Raw genomic sequence first — 18,152 nt, 5'->3', positions numbered from 1 at the left:
CTGCGGTTTTATACCCATCGCCCCCCACGTTCACCGCAGTAATCACTCGCACACTATGCGCTGCATAGTTCCTGCGGTTTTGCAGCACCCGAAGCAGAGTCGGCAGATCCCGCGACCGAGGGTGTTAACCCCAAATGCTTACCCCTTTGAGGATGTTAACCCTAAAACTAAGTTTCCCCAGGTCGCCAAAATCGTCCCAAATCAGCCATCTGGGAGAACTAAGTTTTGGGGTTAACAACTAAGCAAATACCGAAGCCAGCCACCCACCAAACCGAAAAGGTAACAATCAAACTGACCAGGCTGATCAAGCTGACCATGAGGCCAATTAAGCCCAAGCCAAACCGCACCTACCCCTCCCGCCCAAAGGCACGCTGGTCCCGGATTCGCTGCAGCCGACGGACCAGCTGTGGTCGTTCGGCGAGTGCTTCGGGGGAATCAATGAGCGTGTTGAGTTTTTGGTAGTAGCGGAATGGGGAGATGCCCAGTTCAGCGCGGATGGCGTCTTCGCGGGCGCCGAGGCTGCGGGGGGCGCGGCCGGCGAAGTCGAGAACTGCCAAGTCAAAGGGGTCCACAGGCGAAACTATAACGGCCGGACCGGCGAAACTATACTGAACCGCATGATCCGACCGATTGTCATTTATGGCGACCCTGTCCTGCATAACCCGACGGAACCGGTGACGGAGCCGATTGAGGATTTGCAGGAGCTCATTGCGGATATGCATGAGACGATGGATGCTGCGCACGGGGTGGGGCTGGCGGCGAACCAGATTGGTGTGAATAAGCGTCTGTTTGTTTATCACTGCCCGGATGGGGACACGATGCGTCGGGGCACCGTGATCAATCCGGTATTGGAGACCAGTGAGGTCCCGAAGACGATGCCGAGCGAGGACGATGACGAGGGTTGTTTGTCCGTCCCGGGCGAGTCTTTCCCGACTGGTCGCGCGGAGTGGGCGAAGGTGACGGGCCTGGATGAGAACGGTAATGAGATCGAGGTCGAGGGCACTGGTTTCTTTGCGCGTTGTCTGCAGCATGAGGTTGGGCACCTCGACGGCTATGTCTACCTGGATGTTTTGACGGGTCGCTACAAACGTGAGGCGAAGCGTGCGATCAAGCGCAATGGTTGGGACCACGCGGGCAATACGTGGCTGCCTGGCACGGATCCGGACCCGTTCGGCCACTAGTGTTCCGCAAAGAACCAGTATCACCGGGCGACCGCGTGGTGGTGCGTCGTCGCGCGGGATCGCATTTGACGGACGTGATCGGGCACGTGGTCACGCTGGATCCGCTGGTCGTCCGGCCGCAGAAGGTCGGCGGGCTGCCATCTCAGGCTGAGGCGATCCAGATCGACGAGCCGTTGATCGTGCGTCGTCTCAGCCCGCGTCGCATCCGCAACAGCGACATCCGCGCGGTCGAAACAGCTACGGCCCGCGCGTTCCCGGGCCAGGAGCATTCGCTTATCGACGCCTGGCTTGCCCGCTCCGGCTCCTCCATCACCGAACGGTCTAATAGCGCCACCCCGATTGGGCATTCGGCGAGTTTGCAGCCGGTGCCGATCGATAAAATCGCGAAGTTTTATCAGGACCGGGATATGCCGGTGCAGTTGTTGATTCCAGAGCGGATTGGTAAGCCAGCTCTCCACTTGGTGGAGCGTGATCCGGACATGTGGGAGCTGGGCCCGGAAATCATCACGATGACTCGGTCACTGGAGGACCTTGATATCCCCGCAGACACAGAAGTGACATTCCGCGTGGACACCAAACCCGATGATGCGTGGCTGAATATGTATCACTTCCGTGGCCAACCACTGCCACCGGAAGCACTCGCGGAATTGGCAGAGGAGATCGACGGGGAGCTGGGGTTTGGCCGGCTACTGCAAGATGACCAGACCATCGCGATCACCCGTGGCACAATCACTTCTTCCGATGACGGTCGCGTCTGGCTCGGTTATTCAGCAGTGGAAGTCGCCGAGGATCACCGCAGGCGAGGACTAGGAACGCGTCTTGGTGCGCAGATGCTCAGGTGGGGTGCGTCGAGAGGCGCTACTGATGCATATTTGCAGGTGTTGGCCAGCAACGATGCCGGGATCGGCTTGTATGACAAATTGGGCTTCATTGAGCACCACCGCCACCGCTACGCAACACTCAAGTCGGGGCGTGATCTAGGGTAGAGCGCATGCGAATTGCCACGTGGAACATCAACTCGGTGCGCACACGCGTCGACCGCGCCATCGCGTTTTTGGAGCGCAATGACGTGGACGTTTTGGCCATGCAGGAAACTAAGTGCGCGGATGACAAATTCCCGTATTCGGCATTTGAAGCGGCAGGCTACGAGGTCGCGCATGTCGGATACCACCAGTGGAATGGCGTGGCACTGATCTCCCGCGTCGGTCTCAAGGACGTCAGGGACCACTTCCCTAACCAGCCCGGCTTCCATAAAGACCCCGAAGAACCACAGAACCGTGAGGCCCGAGCAGTCGGCGCGAACTGTGGCGGCGTGGAGGTCTGGAGCCTGTATATCCCGAACGGTCGTGAGATCGGCGACCGTCATTACGACTACAAACTCGAGTACCTGTGGCGTCTCGCCGAAGTAGTTAAGCCAGGAACGCCGCAGGTCTTCTGCGGTGATTACAACATCGCACCAAGAGACAAGGACGTTTGGAATCGCGCGTTCTTCGAAGGCAAAACCCACGTGACGGAGCCGGAGCGCGCGGCCTTTGCCAATCTCCTCGAATCCGGGCTTGCACCCATCACCCACGAGGAGCCGTATTCATACTGGGATTACAAAGCCATGCGCTTCCAAAAAAATGAAGGCATGCTCATTGATTTCCAGTTGACGGGAATGGAGGGAAGGGGGTTCGTCGATAAGCATGAGCGCGAAGGCAAGGGTGCCTCTGACCACGCACCTGTCGTCGCGGATTATGACATCTCGCGCACGCTTATCGACGACGTCCGATGATCCCTGACGTATCCACCTGGCAACTGATCCTCATGATCGTGGATTACACGATCAAATTTGTTGTCATCGGTGTCATCCCTGAAAACCGGAAGCCGTCGAGCGCCAACGCGTGGCTGCTGGTCATTCTCCTCATCCCGTTCTTCGGCCTGCCGCTGTATTTCTTCTTCGGCTCGACGTACCTATCGCGGCGCCGCCACCGCATCCAACGCGAAGCAAATGCCGAGATCAACGACGTCCACGAAGACATCCCGGACATTCCCGACGGCATGCGCATCTCCGGCGATGTCGCCTCGATGGCGCACCTCAACCGCACGCTCACCGGGTACCCCGCGCTCGACGGGCACGCGAAAGCGCTGTGGAGCGACTACCGAAAAACGATGCTTCGCATCGCCGAACTTATCGACGCCTCCCGCTCCCACGTCCACGTCGAAATCTACGCCCAAGCCTGGGACAAAACGACTGCCCCCGTCTTCGAAGCGATGGAACGCGCCGTTGCCCGCGGCGTCAAAGTACGCGTGATGTTTGACCACATCGGCTCCCAGAAATACCCCGGGTTCCGGAAGTTCAAGCGGCGCCTGACCGCCGCCGGAATCGAATGGCACCTCATGCTGCCGCTCCTGCCGCTGCAATGGCGCTTCCGCCGACCTGACCTGCGCAATCACCGCAAGCTCATCATCATCGACGACCGCGTGGCCATGATGGGATCTTTCAACCTCATCGACCGGTCCTACCTGATGCGCAACCACGTGAAGAAGGGCCGCCAATGGGTCGACTCGTTTGTGGAGCTCACCGGCCCCATTGTCGCGTCGCTGGAATCCATGTTCGCCGTTGATTGGTACACCGAATCTGGCGAAGTCATCGAGATCACCCAGCCCCACGACGAGACCCCTGAGGCCACCCACGACCAGAACGTCCTGCAGCTCATCCCCTCCGGGCCTGGTTATTCGACGGAACCGAACCTGCGGATGTTCAACACCCTCATCCACCATGCACGCGAGCGGTTGGTGCTGTGCTCGCCGTATTTCGTGCCGGATGATTCCATGCTCGAAGCCATCACCACTGCCTGCTACCGCGGTGTTCGTGTGGATCTATTGGTTGGCGAAAAGGCCGACCAGTTCATGGTCCATCACGCTCAGTCGGCTTATTACCAGCAACTTCTCGAGGCCGGCGTCCACATCTGGCAGTTCCCCGCCCCCTACGTTCTCCACTCCAAGTTCGCTATCGCTGACCCTGTCGTCTGGGCGGACGGCCCTGCGGAGCAGTCCGATCCGGAAGCCTTCGAAGGCTCCCCCAAAGCCAGCTCCACCCCTGAAGCTGCGACCGCCGCCGACCTGCACGAAATCGCCATCATGGGCAGCTCGAACATGGATATGCGCTCGTTCTCCCTCAACTACGAGAACAGCCTGTTCGTCTTGGGCGGTCCCCTGATCACCCAGCTGTGCGACCTCGCCGCCGCCTACCTCTCCGTCTCCCACGAGCTCACACTCGAAGAATGGGAGCAGCGGTCCTGGTTCCGCCGCTACATCGACAACGTGCTCAAATTGACCTCAGCGCTTCAGTAGCTGGCGCTGTCTGATGCTTAGGCGTCGCGGCGCGGACCAGCGTGTGAACGATTCGACATCGCCCACATGCGCCGTCCCGCATAAGCGCAGGTAGCGACGTTTCCTTCAAAGTTTGGCACTGCCCACACTGTTAAATCGTTCACCAGCGATCTCTGAAAGCGCGCCGATCCGCGGCGGAAGGTAGGAGGAAGCGGTCGGGAGAGAGAAAACCTGCGGCGGGAAAATCCCGTCCGCAGGTGAAGCCGTTTCTTACGGGTTGACGCCTAGGCGTCGCGGTGCTCCAGGAGGAGCAGACCGATGCCGTAAAGAACCACTGCCCACACGGCAAACAGGCCGAAGGAGGCCCATAGTTCGAGGGGCTGGCCGTTAATGCCCGGGTTCTGGAAGTTCTGCATGAAGAAGGTCAGGTTGGTAAACGGCGCGTAGGTCTGGATCTTGGACCCGACGCGCGGAATGAAAGCGAGCATGGGCTCGAGGACCAACTGCCAACCGAGGTAAAGGGCCAGCGCACCGGCGGTGCTGCGCACGATCCAACCCAGACCTTGGGCGAGAACCACGGCGACAAACGCGCTCAGGGGGATCGCCCAGAGGGAGCGGGAGACAAAGACATTGTCGGTCCACTCGATCGGGTTAGCTGCGATCAGGTCACCGATGATGAAGCACAGCAGAATGGTCACAAACGAGAAAATCGCGGCAAAAAGGCCGTAGACCAACAACTTCGACAGTGCCACCTGCCACCGACGCGGGGTGAGGGTGAAGCTGGTGGAATTCACTTTGAACCGGTATTCGGTGGTGACCACCATGATGGCCTGGATGATCAGGATCATCAGGCCCAGGGAGTTGAAGCCGGCAACGGCCATGGCGCCGCCGTACGTGGGAATCTCGGGGTTGTCCAGTGCTGCCATCAGGATCGTGGAGCCAAGCGAGATGGCCAGGATTAGGCCGGAGGTCCACCAGAACGAGGCGGTGGTGCGGAGTTTCGTCCATTCGGAAAGCATTGTATTAAGCATGGTGATCTCCCGTCATGGAATCGAAGGCGGCAGGACCAGCAGCGGGCTCCGCAGGCATCCCGGTCTGGTACTCGACAGCGCTCTCGGTGCGGCGGATGTAGGCGTCTTCGAGGGAGGCGCGGCGCTCGGAAAGCTCGGTGAGCATGACGCCTGCAGAAAACGCCAAGGCGCCGATGTCTTCGCAAACCTGACCAGGAATCTCAAGGACAGGACGGCCATCGAGGTCGACGGACTGAGTGAACCCGATGCCCTCGGTGCCCAGAGTGGAGGAGAACTCCTCCAGGTGCGGGGTACGCACGATGGTGGTCACGGCGGAGTTTTCCTTGATGAAGTCGTGCACCGAACCGGAGGCAACGAGGCGACCCTTGCCAATCACCACCAGGCGGTCAGCGGTCTGCGCCATCTCAGCAAGCAGGTGCGAGGACACAAGCACGGTGCGACCTTCAGCGGCAAAACGACGCAGTAGTTCGCGGACCCAGCGGATCCCCTCGGGGTCGAGGCCGTTGACGGGCTCGTCAAGAATCAGGTACTCAGGGTCGCCGAGCATTGCAGCAGCAATGCCGAGGCGCTGGCCCATGCCAAGCGAGAAGCCACCGGCCTTCTTATCGGCCACAGAGGTCAGGCCAACCAAGTCCAGCACCTCATCAACGCGCGAGGCCGGGATGCCCGAGGCCTGTGCCTGCCACAGCAGCGCATTTCGGGCGGAGCGGTTCGGGTGGATCGCCTTGGCGTCCAGCAGCGCACCGACCTTGGTCAGGGGGTTGGCAAGGGAGCGGTAGGGTGCTCCGTCGATAAGCGCGGTGCCCGCTGTGGGCGTGTCCAGGCCGAGGATCATGCGCATCGTCGTGGATTTGCCTGCGCCGTTTGGCCCGAGGAAGCCGGTGACCACGCCGGGCTCGACCTGGAAAGTCAGGTCGTCCACGGCGCGGACCTGCCCATATTGTTTGGTCAGGTTTTGTACGTCAATCATGCGATTCAGCGTGCCACAAAAGCACGCTTAACGACGACTCAAACCCCCGGTGCAGCTCATACTCCCTGATCTTGTCCAGCGGAACCCAAACAAGCTCCATAGATTCTGCGTTGGGCTCAAGCTCAATCGGCTCACCAGTCGTGGTGTGGGCCATGACGGTGGTGTAGGTCCAGCCAGGCTCCTCGCCAGCGGTGACGATGGCTTGTTCCACCTCAACGAGAGAGGTGTCAATCCCGCATTCCTCCACCGTTTCGCGCAGCGCTGCCTGCTCAGCAGTCTCGTGCGAATCACGCGCACCGCCGGGAAGTGCCCAGGTCCCGCCGTCTGCGACCCAGTGCGCACGGTGCTGAAGCAGCACCGTGTCCCCGGCGCGGAGGAATAGTCCTGCCGCACCGTATTTGCCCCACACGCGCTTGCCGCCGGGGCCGTCGACCCACCCGTTGCCGTCACCTTCCATGCGGACCAGTCTAACGGCTGGGTGAACCACTGTGGTGCGCTATTCTGGGGCAATGGCGCGGGGACAGTCACGGGACAAGGCGGCAGGAGCGACTGCCACTGAACCTGCGCGTGTCCGCGCGAAATTGCCCCGCTTCACTCCGCGGAAGTCAAAGGCCCGTCCGGAAGAGCTCGTTGAGCATGAGGATGCGTGGCTGGACCTGTTGGAGGAAACCCCACCACAGAAGGGCTTGCGTGGTCTGCGCACCCGGTTGGCTGAGTACATGGGTGGCACCGGCCGTTGGGTGGGCGAAGCCTGGGGGTTCATCACGTCGACCGTGGGCAAGCTTTTGCTCATGCTGGTGGTGCTGACCCTGCTGATGTTCGCCGGCGCGTCTTCGGCATCCCAGGCGGCCGCGAGCCGTGAGTCGGAATTGCAGACGCTGTTGAATGCCACCGAGCCGATGAGCGATTCGGCGCACACGCTGTACACGAGCATGAGTCAGGCGGACACGTTGGCCACGACATCGTTCATTCAGCCGGGCCTGCAAACCGCGGAATCGCACCTGGGATACCAGGAGGCCATTGATGCAGCGGTGGTCGCGGCCGATGAGGTGCTGCGTGGCAGTGTGCAAACACGCGCGGAGGACACCGAGCGCGTGCAAGATCTGGTGCGCGATATCCAAAGACTGATGCCGCAGTACACCGGCCTGATGGAGCGTGCGCAGGCGAATCAGCGCGTGGGCAACCCACTGGGTGTGGCGTATATGTCGCAGGCGAGCACGCTGATGCACTCGAAGATGCTGGTTAAGGCGCAGGTGATTCTGGACATCACGCGTGACCAGGTGGAGCACGAGATGGAGCGTCTCACCGGCGCGCAGCTGGTGCCACTGTCGGGCTTGCTGGCCGCGTTGATCGCATTGGCCATCGCGCAGTGGGTGCTGTGGCTCATGTTCCGCCGCCGCCTGAACAAGGGCTTCTTGGTGGCTACGGCTTTGTCGTTGGTCACGATCATTTGGTTGGGCGCATCAAATATGGCGGCGTGGAATATCTCGCAGCACGATTTCGCGAGTACGGCACGCCCGTATGAGCAGTTGACTGTCGCCCGTACCGCGGCCCAGGAGATGCGCACGGCGGAGACGGTCACGCTGCTCACGCGTAATGCGCAGAACCGCAAGGCGTCGATGAATGACACGGTGGCGGAAGTTTCTACGGCGCTGGATGCGATCGCGACGGATTCGAATCTGGATGCAGTCACGGCTGCGCGCAATGCACTGTCGAATTGGAGCACCGCGCACGCGGAGATGATGGAAGCGCTGCAGTCCGGCGATTATGACAAGGCGGTCAGTCTCGCCGCGGACGGCGACGAGCAGACCTCCCGCACGGCTTTCTCGGTGCTGGATGAGACGTTGGCAGATCTGATCTCCACGTCGCGCTTCCAGCTCCGCGACCACATCAGTGACGCCTTGGGCACCACGCGCCATGTCTCGGAGGGCATCATGATTCTCATGCTGGGCGCGATCATCATGGTGTGGGTGGGCGCTCGTCCGCGAGTTCAGGAGTACTTGTGATGTCGCGCATTTTTAAGAAACACGCTTATCCATACCGCACGCTCCTCGCCCTCACTGCCTGCACCGGCGTCCTGCTTTCGGCGTGTGCCCCTCCCCCAGCACCGACACCGGAACTGAAAGGCGAACGGTTAAGCCACAATGAGCTTTTCCCGCCCGGCGCGCACTTGGACCAGCCGGGTGAGACCCCAGGTGAGGCCAGCGCCGATGTTGACTGGCCTGGATCACTCCGTCCAGACGATAAAAAGCCGGAGGAGCGGATCCCGGAGATCGTGAAGCGTGGCCGCATCATCGTGGGTGTGGACCAGTCGCAGTACCTGCTCAGTTTCCGCGATAACGCCACCGGTGAGCTGAAGGGCTTTGAGGTGGACCTGGCCCGGGAGATCGCCCGCGATATTTTCGGGGACCCGGACAAGGTGGATTTCCGCTTCATTGATTCGACGATGCGCACGGAGGCACTCGTGTCCGACCACGTGGATATTGTGGTGCGCACGATGTCGATCACGCAGAAGCGTCTGGACCTGATCGACTTTTCCGCCCCATACCTGGATTCGAGCGTGCGCATGCTTGTGCCCACGTCATCCGGCATTACCTCGGCCAGTGACATCACGGATGAGCGCATCTGTGTCGCCGACGGCTCGAATGTGGTGGACATGGCGCGACGCACTTTCCCCGACCAGGAGATCCTGCGCACGCGCACATGGACGGACTGTCTCATGGCGCTGCAGCAATTCCAAACGGGAGCACTGCTTGGCGACGAAACGATCCTCGCCGGTGCCGCCGCCCAAGACCCATTGACTCAGGTGACTGGTGATGCGGTAGCGAACCAGCAGTATTCGGTGGGAATCCCGAAGGGACAGGACGGGTTGACCCGCCAGGTCAATGAGACGCTTGAGCGGATCCGTCGTGATGGCACCTGGAACCGGATGTTTAACCAGTGGCTGAGCCCGCACATTGCTGACCGCTCCGCCCCCGCCCCGAAGTACCGTCCCGAGGAGACACCCGCGGAAGGAGACCAGCCGTGACCGACCGCCCAACTACACCTGAGCAGCATGAGAGCCCAGCCAGCGATGATGATGATTGGCTGTCCTGGTACGACCACGGTGATATCGACCAGGTGACCGAGCACGTCCGCCCGGAGGAAAAAGAAGAGGTCGAAACCGAGGAGCCTCAAGCCACCGCGGCCGTGGCTTTCGATCCCTTCGCGGACGATGAAGACGAGCCCGAAGCCACCGCCGCTGTCGCCTTCGATCCCTTCGCGGACGATGATGATGAAGAGTCCACCGACAGCACCCATGTGCCCGATATTCATGGCAGTGACGGCGAGTATGCGGGGCTGCTCAAGGACTTAGGTGCTCTGCGCGCGGGCCAGGTGCAGCGTGCGCAGGCGGCGAATGCGGAGAAGGAAGCGCTGGCCAAGGCGCAGCAGGAAGCGCTCGCGCGTGCGCAGGCGAGTACGAGTGAGCGGGCACGCAAGCAGGCGCTGGACACGTTCCGTGAATTGCGCGGTGCAAAGCGTGCCACACGCAGCGTGGCGGACGGCATGGTGGAGCTGCCGTGGGTGGATCCGGTTGATCCGAAGGATGCGATCAAGGACCCCACGAATGCGATCGTGAATAAGAAGATCCCCGCACCGCAGCTGCACAAGGGCGATATTGTCGCCGGCCAGTATGAGATCCAAGGTGTGATCGCCCACGGCGGTATGGGCTGGATCTACCTGGCGCAGGACCACTATGTGGCAGGCCGCGTGGTGGTCCTCAAAGGCATGCAGGCAGAAAAGAGCGCGGACGAGGCAGCAGCTGCGGCGGCGGAGCGTGAATTCCTGGCGGATATTACGCACCCGGGCATTGTGAAGATTTTCAACTTCATCGACGACCCCAGGGTTGACGAGGGCTTCATTGTGATGGAGTTCGTGGGTGGGCCGTCGTTACGCGAAAGGCGCAATGAGCAACCCACGCACCTGTTGCCTATTGATGAGGCGATCGCGTTCATCCTCGAGGTGCTTCCCGCGCTGGGGTACCTGCATAGCCGTGGCGTGGTGTACAACGACTTAAAGCCGGACAACATCATTGTCTCCGAGGACCAGATCAAGCTGATTGACCTGGGCGCGGTAAGCGGCATCGGCGCCTACGGATTCATTTATGGCACGAAGGGCTACCAGGCACCAGAGGTCGCAAGCCAGGGCCCGTCGATCGCCAGCGATATCTACACCATTGGCCGCACGCTCGCAGCACTCACGTTGGATCTTCCGAAGAAGGACGGCGTGTTCCTCCACGAGCTGCCCACCCCGAGTGAGTCGCCGACATTGCGCCGCTACATTTCCTTCTACCGTCTGCTCGCGCGCTGCTGTCACCCGGATCCGGAGCAGCGTTTCCGCAGCGTCGAAGAACTCGAGGTCCAGCTGCTTGGGGTGTTGCGCGAAGTGATCGCATTACGCGATGGCATCGACCATCCGGCGCAGCATTCGTTGTTCTCCCCGCAGCGTAAGACGTTCGGCACAAAGCACCTAGTCTTCCGCACGGATCAACTTATCGACGGCATCGACCGCACCGTCGAGATCACCCCCACCGAAGTGGTCTCAAGCCTTCCCACTCCCCTCATCGACCGCACGGATGTCGGCGCCGGCATGCTCTCCGGTACCTCATACGCGGAGCCACAGGAGACTTTGGAAACTCTCCGCCAAGCGCTGCAGACCACCGAGTACGCCGATTCCGCGGAGATCCCCTTCGCGGTGGCGCGCACCATGCTTGACCTGGGATTGACCACACAAGCACAGCAGTGGCTCGCTCAGCTGGATGGGCCGCTGCGCAATAATTGGCGCTACCACTGGTACCTCGCGCTGACCGAGCTCATCCACGGCGATTTCGAGGCTGCGCAGAAGAATTTCTCGATCGTCCTCGACATCGTCCCCGGCGAGGCCGCCCCCAAACTCGCGCTCGCCGCCGTGGACGAGCTCCTCCTCCAAGAAACCGGGCTACAGCAGCAACAGCTTATCGACGACAAACTCGCCCGCCACCTCAGCTCCATCCGCACCGATCTGGGTGAGCTGCCTAATTCCTATTTCACCACCCAGGAAAAAGCCGGTGTTGTCTCCCCACACTGGTCGCACGTGACCACTCATCCGGCCACGCTGCGATTGAATACCATGCGGCTTTATGCCCTGGTGTGGGCCGCGAACCCGACCACGGTCTCTTCCGCTTTCGGTCTGGCTCGACAGTTGATGTACGAGGGTGAGGTGGAAATGGCCGTCGCCGCACTGGACAAGGTCCCCCAGCAATCGCGCCACCAGCGCATGGCAAAACTGACCACGATCTTGTACCTGGTCAGCGACAAACTGACCGAGTCCCGCATCCGGCGTGCCGCCCGCCGCCTGGAAGAAATCCCCACCAACGAGCCACGCCTGCTGCAGATCAAAGTGGCCGTTTTACGTGCGGCGTTGACATTCCTGCGTGATTCCGGCGCATCAGCCGCAACGGGGCGAAATCACCTGTTTGAATACGAATTCACCATCAAGGATCTCCGCCGTGGCCTAGCAATCACCCTGCGTGAACAGGCCCGCCGCGCACCCTTCGCCCGCCACCGCTATGCGCTGGTGGACACCGCGAATAAGGTGCGCCCGGCGACCTGGTTCTAGAGAGCCTGGGCCATCTCCGCGGACTTGCGGGCGATAGCAAGCTCTTCATTGGTGGGCACGACCAGCACCTTGACGGCGGAGTCATCAGCCGACACGATGCGCGGGCCGGAGCCGGTGGCGTTCTTCTCCTCATCAAGCTTGATGCCAAAGTTCTCCAGACCAGCCAGGGCATCCTTGCGCATCTGTTCGGCATTCTCCCCAACACCAGCGGTGAACGTAATGGTGTCCACCTTGCCCAAGGTGACCATGTAAGCGCCGATGTAGTGCCGGAGGCGGTGAACGTACACGTCGTAAGCCAGCTTGGCCTTCTCATCGCCCTGCTCGATCTTCTCGTGCAGCACGCGGAAGTCATTCACACCAGCCAAGCCCTTCAGGCCGGAACGGCGGTTGAGCAGGTCATCGATGTCGTCGACGCTCATGCCGGCGGTGCGGTTGAGGTGGAAGATCACGCCAGGATCAATATCACCGGAACGCGTACCCATGACCAGGCCTTCCAGCGGGGTCAGACCCATGGACGTGTCCAGTGAATGTCCACCGCGGATGGCGGAAACGGATGCACCGTTGCCCAGGTGCAGGACGATCTGGTTGAGGTCCTCAACAGTGGTGCCCAGGTGGTCAGCGACCTCACCAGCGACGAATTCGTGGGAGGTGCCGTGGAAGCCATAGCGGCGGATCTGGTGCTCGCGGGCAACATCCAGGTCGATCGCGTAATTCGCTGCAGCCGCCGGCAGGTCGCTGAAGAAGCTGGTATCAAACACAGCAACGTGCGGGACATTCGGCAGCAGGTCGCGGGCCACCTCAATGCCGTCGACATTGGCGCTGTTGTGCAGCGGTGCGAGGGGGACGAGGTCGCGGATCTGGTCGATGACCTTGTCGTCGACAAGCACGGGCCCCGTGAAGGTGTTACCACCGTGAACAACGCGGTGACCGCAAGCGACGATGTCCACCTGGGTCGGGCCGACACCATTCGCGTCGAGCATGGCGATGGCCAGCATCAGACCGCCGCGGTGATCGCGCACGGGCATATTGGACTCAACCTGGCGGCCTTCAATCTTGATGGCGATGCGCCCAATCGGCTCGCCGATGCGCTCGACCAGACCGGAAACAAACGGCCGGTCCGAAGCGGAAGCGGTGGGATCAACGATCTGGAATTTGATCGATGAGGAACCGGAGTTGAGCACGAGTGCGTACGCCATTATTTAGCTCCTTGCGCCTGAATAGCAGTGATAGCGACAGTATTGACAATATCGGCGACGGTCGCTCCGCGGGACAGATCGTTGACCGGTTTATTCAAACCCTGCAAAACGGGGCCGATGGCAAGTGCGCCGCCAGTGCGCTGCGCAATCTTGTAACCGGCATTGCCTGCCTCCAGGTCGGGGAAGACGAAGACATTCGCCTGGCCCGCGACCGGGGAATCCGGGGCTTTCTTCTTGCCCACGCCATAATCCGCAGCAGCGTCAAACTGCAGCGGACCGTCCACAGCCAGAGACGGGTCGAGCTCGCGTGCCTTCTCCGTTGCGGCAACCGCGCGCTCCACGTCCGGGCCAGCGCCAGAGGAACCGGTGGAGTACGACAGCACAGCTACCTTCGGGTCGATCCCGAACTGCGCTGCGGTCTTCGCGGAGACAACAGCGATCTCACCGATCTGCTCCGCGGTCGGGTTCGGGTTCACGGCACAGTCGCCGAATGCCCACAGGCGGTCGCGCATGACCATGAGGAAGATCGAGGACACAACCGATGCGCCCGGCGCGGTCTTGATGATCTGGAAGGATGGCTTGATCGTGTGTGCCGTGGTGTGCGCAGCACCAGAGACCATGCCGTCTGCAAGGCCCTTGTGCACCATCATGGTGGCAAAGTAGGAGATGTCCTTCATGGTCTCCCGTGCCTCTTCAAGCGTGACGCCCTTCTTCTTCCGCAGCTCAGCGAAGTCCGCAGCGAATTCCTCGAGCAGCTCGGAGTTCAGGTGGTCGATAATGTTCGCGCCCGACAGGTTCAGACCCAGCTCGTCGGCACGGCGCGCAATATCATCGCTGACACCAAGAATGGTCAGGTCCGCCACGTCATACTTGAGCAGCTGGTGGGCGGCCTCCAAAATCCGGTCATCCTCACCCTCCGGCAGGACGATGTGCGCGCGCTTTTCCTTCGCGCGAGTGATCAGCCAGTTCTCAAACACAGCCGGCGACATGATCTGTCGGGCTTCTTCAGCATCGAGCACAGAAGCATCAAGCTTATCGACGCCACGTGCCACCGCTCCCAGCTCTTCCATCCGCGCAAGCGCGAGCTGCGCAGCTGGTGCATCCACTGCACCTTCTGCGGTGAGCAGCACGACCGGCACGCCAAGTGCGGTGGCCACCTCGGTATCGAAGGAGTAGTCGCCGGTACCGACGATCAGGCTGTCCCCCTCTGCGAGCAGGTCCGCCGACACGATCGATGCAACATCAGCCTCCTGTTCTGCCAGAAGGACGAGCTTCAAGCTCTTCTCGTTTGCCAGCGCCTGGAGTGTTTCCTGCGCTTGCGTATCGAGTGTGCAGCCAATAGCGGTGATTAGAACGGACCTGTTAGTCGCCATATGGAAAATCCTTTCTCGCGAGCTTTTCAGTCAAGCTCTTCGCGGTTTATCCAGCTCTTTTCCAGTCTAGCTATGACCGCAATGAACAGTCTTTATGACTCTGCGCACAGACAGTGAAGCCAGGCACAAACCAAGCGGTCTGAATTGAAAAGACCACTCGGTCTAGATCTGTTTGCTGTATGGACTATACTGTCACTAGAAATAACAAGGAATCACTGCGCAAAATCTTGCACACCAGCAAAAAGCAACAAAAGCAACAGGAAGGACACGTTCGACCTTTATGAGTACTCCCGCTTCCGATAACACCCTCCGCGTCGCCGTCGTGGGCTCCGGCCCCGCTGGCATTTACGCCTCTGACCTTCTGGTCAAGTCCGATGTGGATGTCCACGTCGATCTTTTTGAGCGCATGCCCGCCCCCTTCGGCCTGATCCGCTACGGCGTGGCACCGGACCACCCTCGCATCAAAGGCATTGTGAAGTCCCTGCACAACGTGCTGGACAAGCCGGAGATCCGCCTACTGGCCAATGTGGATGTGGGCAATGACATCACCGTGGAGGAGCTGCAGGAGTACTACGACGCAGTTGTCTTCGCCACCGGCGCTACCGCCGACCGCGACCTGAATGTCCCGGGCGCGGAGCTCGACGGCCACTACGGCGCTGGCCAGTTCGTCGGTTTCTACGACGGCAACCCGGATTTTGAGCGCAATTGGGACCTCACCGCTGAGAAGATCGCCATCGTCGGCGTGGGCAATGTCGCACTTGACATCGCCCGCGTGCTGGCCAAGACCGCGGACGAGCTCAAGGTCACTGAGATCCCGGACAATGTCTACGACAATCTGAATGCCTCCGCCGCGAAGGAGATTCACGTCTTCGGTCGCCGCGGCCCCGCTCAGGCGAAGTTCTCCCCGCTGGAGCTCAAGGAGCTCGACCACTCCGACAGCATCGAGGTCATCGTCGACCCGGAGGATATCGACTATGACGAGGCGTCGGAAGCGGCTCGTCGTGAAGCGAAAAGCGTCGACCTGGTCTGCCAGACCCTGGAGGGCTACGCCATGCGTGACCCGAAGGGCGCCCCGCACAAGCTGTTCATCCACTTCTTCGAATCCCCGGTTGAGATCATCGGTGAGGATGGCAAGGTCACTGGCTTTGTCACTGAGCGCACCGAACTCGACGGCAATGGCGGCGTGACCGCCACCGGTGAGACCACCACCTGGGATGTCCAGGCTGTTTACCGCGCCGTCGGCTACCGTTCCGATGCCATCAAGGGCGTACCTTTCGATGATCTCCGCGCCGTCATCCCCAACGATGAGGGCCACGTGCTCACCGAATTCGGCGGCGACATCGTCCCCGGCTTGTACACCACCGGCTGGATCAAGCGTGGCCCCGTCGGCCTGATCGGCAACACTAAGTCGGATGCCAAGGACACCACCACCATGCTTCTCGACGACTACCGTGCCGGCTCCCTCACCCCCACCGAACACCGCGACGACCAGGCCATCCTTGACCACCTCAAGAACAAAGGCGTCAAGGTGACCACCTGGGAAGGCTGGCACAACCTCGACGCCGCCGAACGCGCCCTCGGCGAGGCCGAAGGCCGCGAACGCAAGAAGATCGTCGAATGGGACGACATGGTCAACGCCTCCCACCCCGAGTACTCGATCTAGGGTTCAACCAGCAACAATCCCCAGTGGGGCCACGGAAACGTGGCCCCACTATTCTTTTGATCACCAGCCACCACGATCAGGAGCGAACAATGAGCACCCTTGATCAGCGACGCACCAAGCGCCCCGGCAACCGCAAGAACATTGACCGCATCAAGGCCGAGATGCACCGGGAGACCCAGCTTTACCGTCTCCGTTCCCTCCGCGAAGAACTCGGCATGACCCAAGTTTCACTCGCGGGGAAAATCGGCGTCGGCCAGAATAGAATCTCCCAGATCGAGCACGGCAACATTTCATCCGCTCGTGTAGAAACGCTGCAGAAGTACCTCCAAGCCTTAAACGCTGACCTGAAAATCTTTGTTAAACGCGCCGACGGCACACGCGTTCCACTCGACCTTGACGCGAACGTCTCCTAAATGTCTCCCGACTGGCAATGTAAAGCCAAAGCCGGTTGATGGAGTAAGCCCCTACACCACCGAACGCACCCTCGGCGAGGCCGAAGGCCGCGAACACAAGAAGTCTGTCGAGTGGGACGACACGGTCAACGCCTCCCACCCCGAGTACTCGTTCTAGGCAACGCGCTAGCACCGCTACGCCAGTAGCACCAGCTCCCCTAAGCCCCACCAGCACCACGGCACTTTTCACAGTGCCAACCGCTCTCGGGGCTTTGTCATGCGCAGCCCCCACACACGGCGGCAATCCCACAACGAAACAACACAGTCGCAACCGGAAACAACCGCCTCCATGAATGCACGCGCCCCAACGCCAGACCCAAAGGCAATCAGCTTCGATTACACCCTGGGTATTTGTTGGAATGTGCCGCAGCACCACTTCACAGCGCATGACGTTCACACGATGCATCTGTCACATGACGCCTTGACCGTGCAGTCCCCCAACTAGCTAAAGTGCCAATTCATCTCTTCCCCCCATTTCCAAGCAATAGAAACACCGCCGACCCACTACCCATTCAGGTAGGGATCGGCGGTGTTTTGTTCTAAAGAACTAGCCGAAGCCAGTGGCTAGTCCCGTGGAACCAACCACTAACTGGTGAGAGCTACTCAGGTTTACTGAGCTGCGTCCTTGCCTGCCTCAGCTTCCTCAGCCGGAGCTTCCGGAGCCGGAGTGCCTGCCTCGGCATCAGCGTTGTCCTTGTCGCTGGAGCCCTTCAGCGAGGAACCTTCCTCGCCTTCGGCCTGGCCCTCAGAAGAACCCTGGTTCTCGCCCTTCTCGATCGAGGAGCCCTTGCCAGTCTCAGACTTGAAGGAGGAACCCTGACCGAAGATGCTCGAGGAGTTAGCCTCGGTCTTCAGATTGGTGTTACCCGGATCGCACTTAGTTGCAATCGTGGTGATCGCAGCGATGCCGTAAGCCAGAACCGCAATACCACCCAGGACGTGGCCCAGGTTTGCACCTGCACCCTTCAGCTGTGCCTGGAAGTCAGCGGCAGCCTTAGCCAGACGCGGATCCATGATGCCGAGCTGGTTCTGCAGAGCAGTGTTCGCATCCTGGATCTGACGACCAACCTGAGCCTGAATGTTCTGCAGACCCGGGATCGCAGTCTGGGAAGCAATACCCAGCGGAATCAGAGCCAGCAGCGGCAAACCAAAGCCAACCAGAGCCTCGGTGCAGCCCTCACGGCTGGACAGCGGGAGCGGCGTGATCTTGACCTTAATGGTGTCGATGACCTTGCCGTCCTTGTCCTTGACCTCAACGACAATCTTGTCGCCCGGCTTCGCATCCTCGTTCGGCGTCACCGTGATGGTGCCATCCTCACCGATCTCAGCAGTAC

15 protein-coding genes and 1 pseudogene are annotated in these 18,152 nt (G+C 60.7%); 9 read left to right on the top strand and 7 right to left on the bottom strand.

Annotated elements, in window-relative coordinates; all coding sequences use genetic code 11:
• Positions 1–347: 347 nt before the first annotated feature.
• Positions 348–572 (bottom strand): DUF3263 domain-containing protein, encoded by a 225-nt coding sequence (locus tag Q0X21_RS06850; protein WP_297851105.1) that lies wholly within the window; start codon positions 570–572, stop codon positions 348–350.
• Positions 573–617: 45 nt separating this feature from the next.
• On the opposite strand from Q0X21_RS06850, the gene Q0X21_RS06845 reads away from it, so the two are divergent.
• The 4 genes from Q0X21_RS06845 to Q0X21_RS06830 are packed head-to-tail and all read left to right on the top strand — an operon-like array spanning position 618 to position 4,517.
• On the top strand, positions 618–1,181 hold the full coding sequence (locus Q0X21_RS06845) for a peptide deformylase (protein WP_297851104.1): 564 nt from the start codon (positions 618–620) through the stop codon (positions 1,179–1,181).
• Entirely contained in the window at positions 1,181–2,167 is a 987-nt protein-coding gene (locus Q0X21_RS06840) for a GNAT family N-acetyltransferase (protein WP_297851103.1), read from the top strand. The genes Q0X21_RS06845 and Q0X21_RS06840 overlap by 1 nt, the downstream gene beginning before the upstream one ends.
• Before the next feature lie 5 nt (positions 2,168–2,172).
• Positions 2,173–2,955 carry an exodeoxyribonuclease III gene (locus tag Q0X21_RS06835; protein WP_297851102.1) on the top strand — a complete coding sequence of 261 codons (783 nt, stop codon included), beginning with the start codon at positions 2,173–2,175 and terminating at the stop codon, positions 2,953–2,955.
• Positions 2,952–4,517 carry a phospholipase D-like domain-containing protein gene (locus Q0X21_RS06830; protein WP_297851101.1) on the top strand — a complete coding sequence of 522 codons (1,566 nt, stop codon included), beginning with the start codon at positions 2,952–2,954 and terminating at the stop codon, positions 4,515–4,517. Before Q0X21_RS06835 ends, Q0X21_RS06830 begins: the two co-directional genes overlap by 4 nt.
• 263 nt (positions 4,518–4,780) lie before the next feature.
• Here the strand turns inward: Q0X21_RS06830 and Q0X21_RS06825 are convergent, their stop codons facing one another.
• The 3 genes from Q0X21_RS06825 to Q0X21_RS06815 are packed head-to-tail and all read right to left on the bottom strand — an operon-like array spanning position 4,781 to position 6,954.
• Positions 4,781–5,527 carry an ABC transporter permease gene (locus Q0X21_RS06825; protein WP_297851100.1) on the bottom strand — a complete coding sequence of 249 codons (747 nt, stop codon included), beginning with the start codon at positions 5,525–5,527 and terminating at the stop codon, positions 4,781–4,783.
• A complete protein-coding gene (locus tag Q0X21_RS06820) occupies positions 5,520–6,497 on the bottom strand; it encodes an ABC transporter ATP-binding protein (protein WP_297851099.1) in 978 nt (325 codons plus the stop codon). The genes Q0X21_RS06825 and Q0X21_RS06820 overlap by 8 nt, the downstream gene beginning before the upstream one ends.
• Positions 6,490–6,954, bottom strand: a complete 465-nt coding sequence (locus Q0X21_RS06815; RefSeq protein WP_297851098.1) for an NUDIX domain-containing protein — start codon at positions 6,952–6,954, stop codon at positions 6,490–6,492. The genes Q0X21_RS06820 and Q0X21_RS06815 overlap by 8 nt, the downstream gene beginning before the upstream one ends.
• 52 nt (positions 6,955–7,006) lie before the next feature.
• Here Q0X21_RS06815 and Q0X21_RS06810 point away from each other — a divergent pair, with 52 nt between their 5' ends.
• The 3 genes from Q0X21_RS06810 (at position 7,007) to Q0X21_RS06800 (ending at position 12,134) form a co-directional block, all read left to right on the top strand.
• Positions 7,007–8,503: a hypothetical protein gene (locus Q0X21_RS06810; protein WP_297851097.1), complete on the top strand. Its 1,497-nt coding sequence runs from the start codon at positions 7,007–7,009 to the stop codon at positions 8,501–8,503.
• Positions 8,503–9,525, top strand: a complete 1,023-nt coding sequence (locus tag Q0X21_RS06805) for a glutamate ABC transporter substrate-binding protein (RefSeq protein WP_297851096.1) — start codon at positions 8,503–8,505, stop codon at positions 9,523–9,525. The genes Q0X21_RS06810 and Q0X21_RS06805 overlap by 1 nt, the downstream gene beginning before the upstream one ends.
• Before the next feature lie 92 nt (positions 9,526–9,617).
• Positions 9,618–12,134, top strand: a complete 2,517-nt coding sequence (locus tag Q0X21_RS06800) for a serine/threonine protein kinase (RefSeq protein ID WP_297851116.1) — start codon at positions 9,618–9,620, stop codon at positions 12,132–12,134.
• Here the strand turns inward: Q0X21_RS06800 and Q0X21_RS06795 are convergent.
• Together Q0X21_RS06795 and pta are read right to left on the bottom strand one after the other, a co-directional pair.
• Positions 12,131–13,330 carry an acetate kinase gene (locus Q0X21_RS06795; RefSeq protein WP_297851094.1) on the bottom strand — a complete coding sequence of 400 codons (1,200 nt, stop codon included), beginning with the start codon at positions 13,328–13,330 and terminating at the stop codon, positions 12,131–12,133. The two genes, Q0X21_RS06800 and Q0X21_RS06795, sit on opposite strands and share 4 nt — an antisense overlap.
• A complete protein-coding gene (gene pta, locus Q0X21_RS06790) occupies positions 13,330–14,703 on the bottom strand; it encodes a phosphate acetyltransferase (protein ID WP_297851093.1) in 1,374 nt (457 codons plus the stop codon). The genes Q0X21_RS06795 and pta overlap by 1 nt, the downstream gene beginning before the upstream one ends.
• 280 nt (positions 14,704–14,983) lie before the next feature.
• Here pta and Q0X21_RS06785 point away from each other — a divergent pair, with 280 nt between their 5' ends.
• A complete protein-coding gene (locus Q0X21_RS06785) occupies positions 14,984–16,366 on the top strand; it encodes an FAD-dependent oxidoreductase (RefSeq protein ID WP_297851091.1) in 1,383 nt (460 codons plus the stop codon).
• Between the two features lie 89 nt (positions 16,367–16,455).
• A complete protein-coding gene (locus Q0X21_RS06780) occupies positions 16,456–16,779 on the top strand; it encodes a helix-turn-helix domain-containing protein (protein WP_297851090.1) in 324 nt (107 codons plus the stop codon).
• A 648-nt stretch (positions 16,780–17,427) separates the two neighbouring features.
• On the opposite strand, the pseudogene Q0X21_RS06775 reads toward Q0X21_RS06780, so the two are convergent.
• Positions 17,428–18,152 (bottom strand): annotated as a pseudogene (locus Q0X21_RS06775) (hypothetical protein); the annotation flags it as partial.

Source organism: uncultured Corynebacterium sp. (genome assembly GCF_947253065.1).
In the GTDB taxonomy this organism is placed as follows: domain Bacteria; phylum Actinomycetota; class Actinomycetes; order Mycobacteriales; family Mycobacteriaceae; genus Corynebacterium.
The sequence above is the reverse complement of the archived record's forward strand: the minus strand, read 5'-3'. Positions and strand labels throughout refer to the sequence as shown.

Coding starts and splice junctions, on each gene's coding strand:
- Q0X21_RS06780 (WP_297851090.1), top strand. CDS start 16,456: ATGAGCACCCTTGATCAGCGACGCACCAAGCGCCCCGGCAACCGCAAG.
- Q0X21_RS06845 (WP_297851104.1), top strand. CDS start 618: ATGATCCGACCGATTGTCATTTATGGCGACCCTGTCCTGCATAACCCG.
- Q0X21_RS06785 (WP_297851091.1), top strand. CDS start 14,984: ATGAGTACTCCCGCTTCCGATAACACCCTCCGCGTCGCCGTCGTGGGC.
- Q0X21_RS06835 (WP_297851102.1), top strand. CDS start 2,173: ATGCGAATTGCCACGTGGAACATCAACTCGGTGCGCACACGCGTCGAC.
- Q0X21_RS06830 (WP_297851101.1), top strand. CDS start 2,952: ATGATCCCTGACGTATCCACCTGGCAACTGATCCTCATGATCGTGGAT.
- Q0X21_RS06820 (WP_297851099.1), bottom strand. CDS start 6,497: ATGATTGACGTACAAAACCTGACCAAACAATATGGGCAGGTCCGCGCC.
- Q0X21_RS06825 (WP_297851100.1), bottom strand. CDS start 5,527: ATGCTTAATACAATGCTTTCCGAATGGACGAAACTCCGCACCACCGCC.
- Q0X21_RS06810 (WP_297851097.1), top strand. CDS start 7,007: ATGGCGCGGGGACAGTCACGGGACAAGGCGGCAGGAGCGACTGCCACT.
- pta (WP_297851093.1), bottom strand. CDS start 14,703: ATGGCGACTAACAGGTCCGTTCTAATCACCGCTATTGGCTGCACACTC.
- Q0X21_RS06795 (WP_297851094.1), bottom strand. CDS start 13,330: ATGGCGTACGCACTCGTGCTCAACTCCGGTTCCTCATCGATCAAATTC.
- Q0X21_RS06815 (WP_297851098.1), bottom strand. CDS start 6,954: ATGGAAGGTGACGGCAACGGGTGGGTCGACGGCCCCGGCGGCAAGCGC.
- Q0X21_RS06805 (WP_297851096.1), top strand. CDS start 8,503: ATGTCGCGCATTTTTAAGAAACACGCTTATCCATACCGCACGCTCCTC.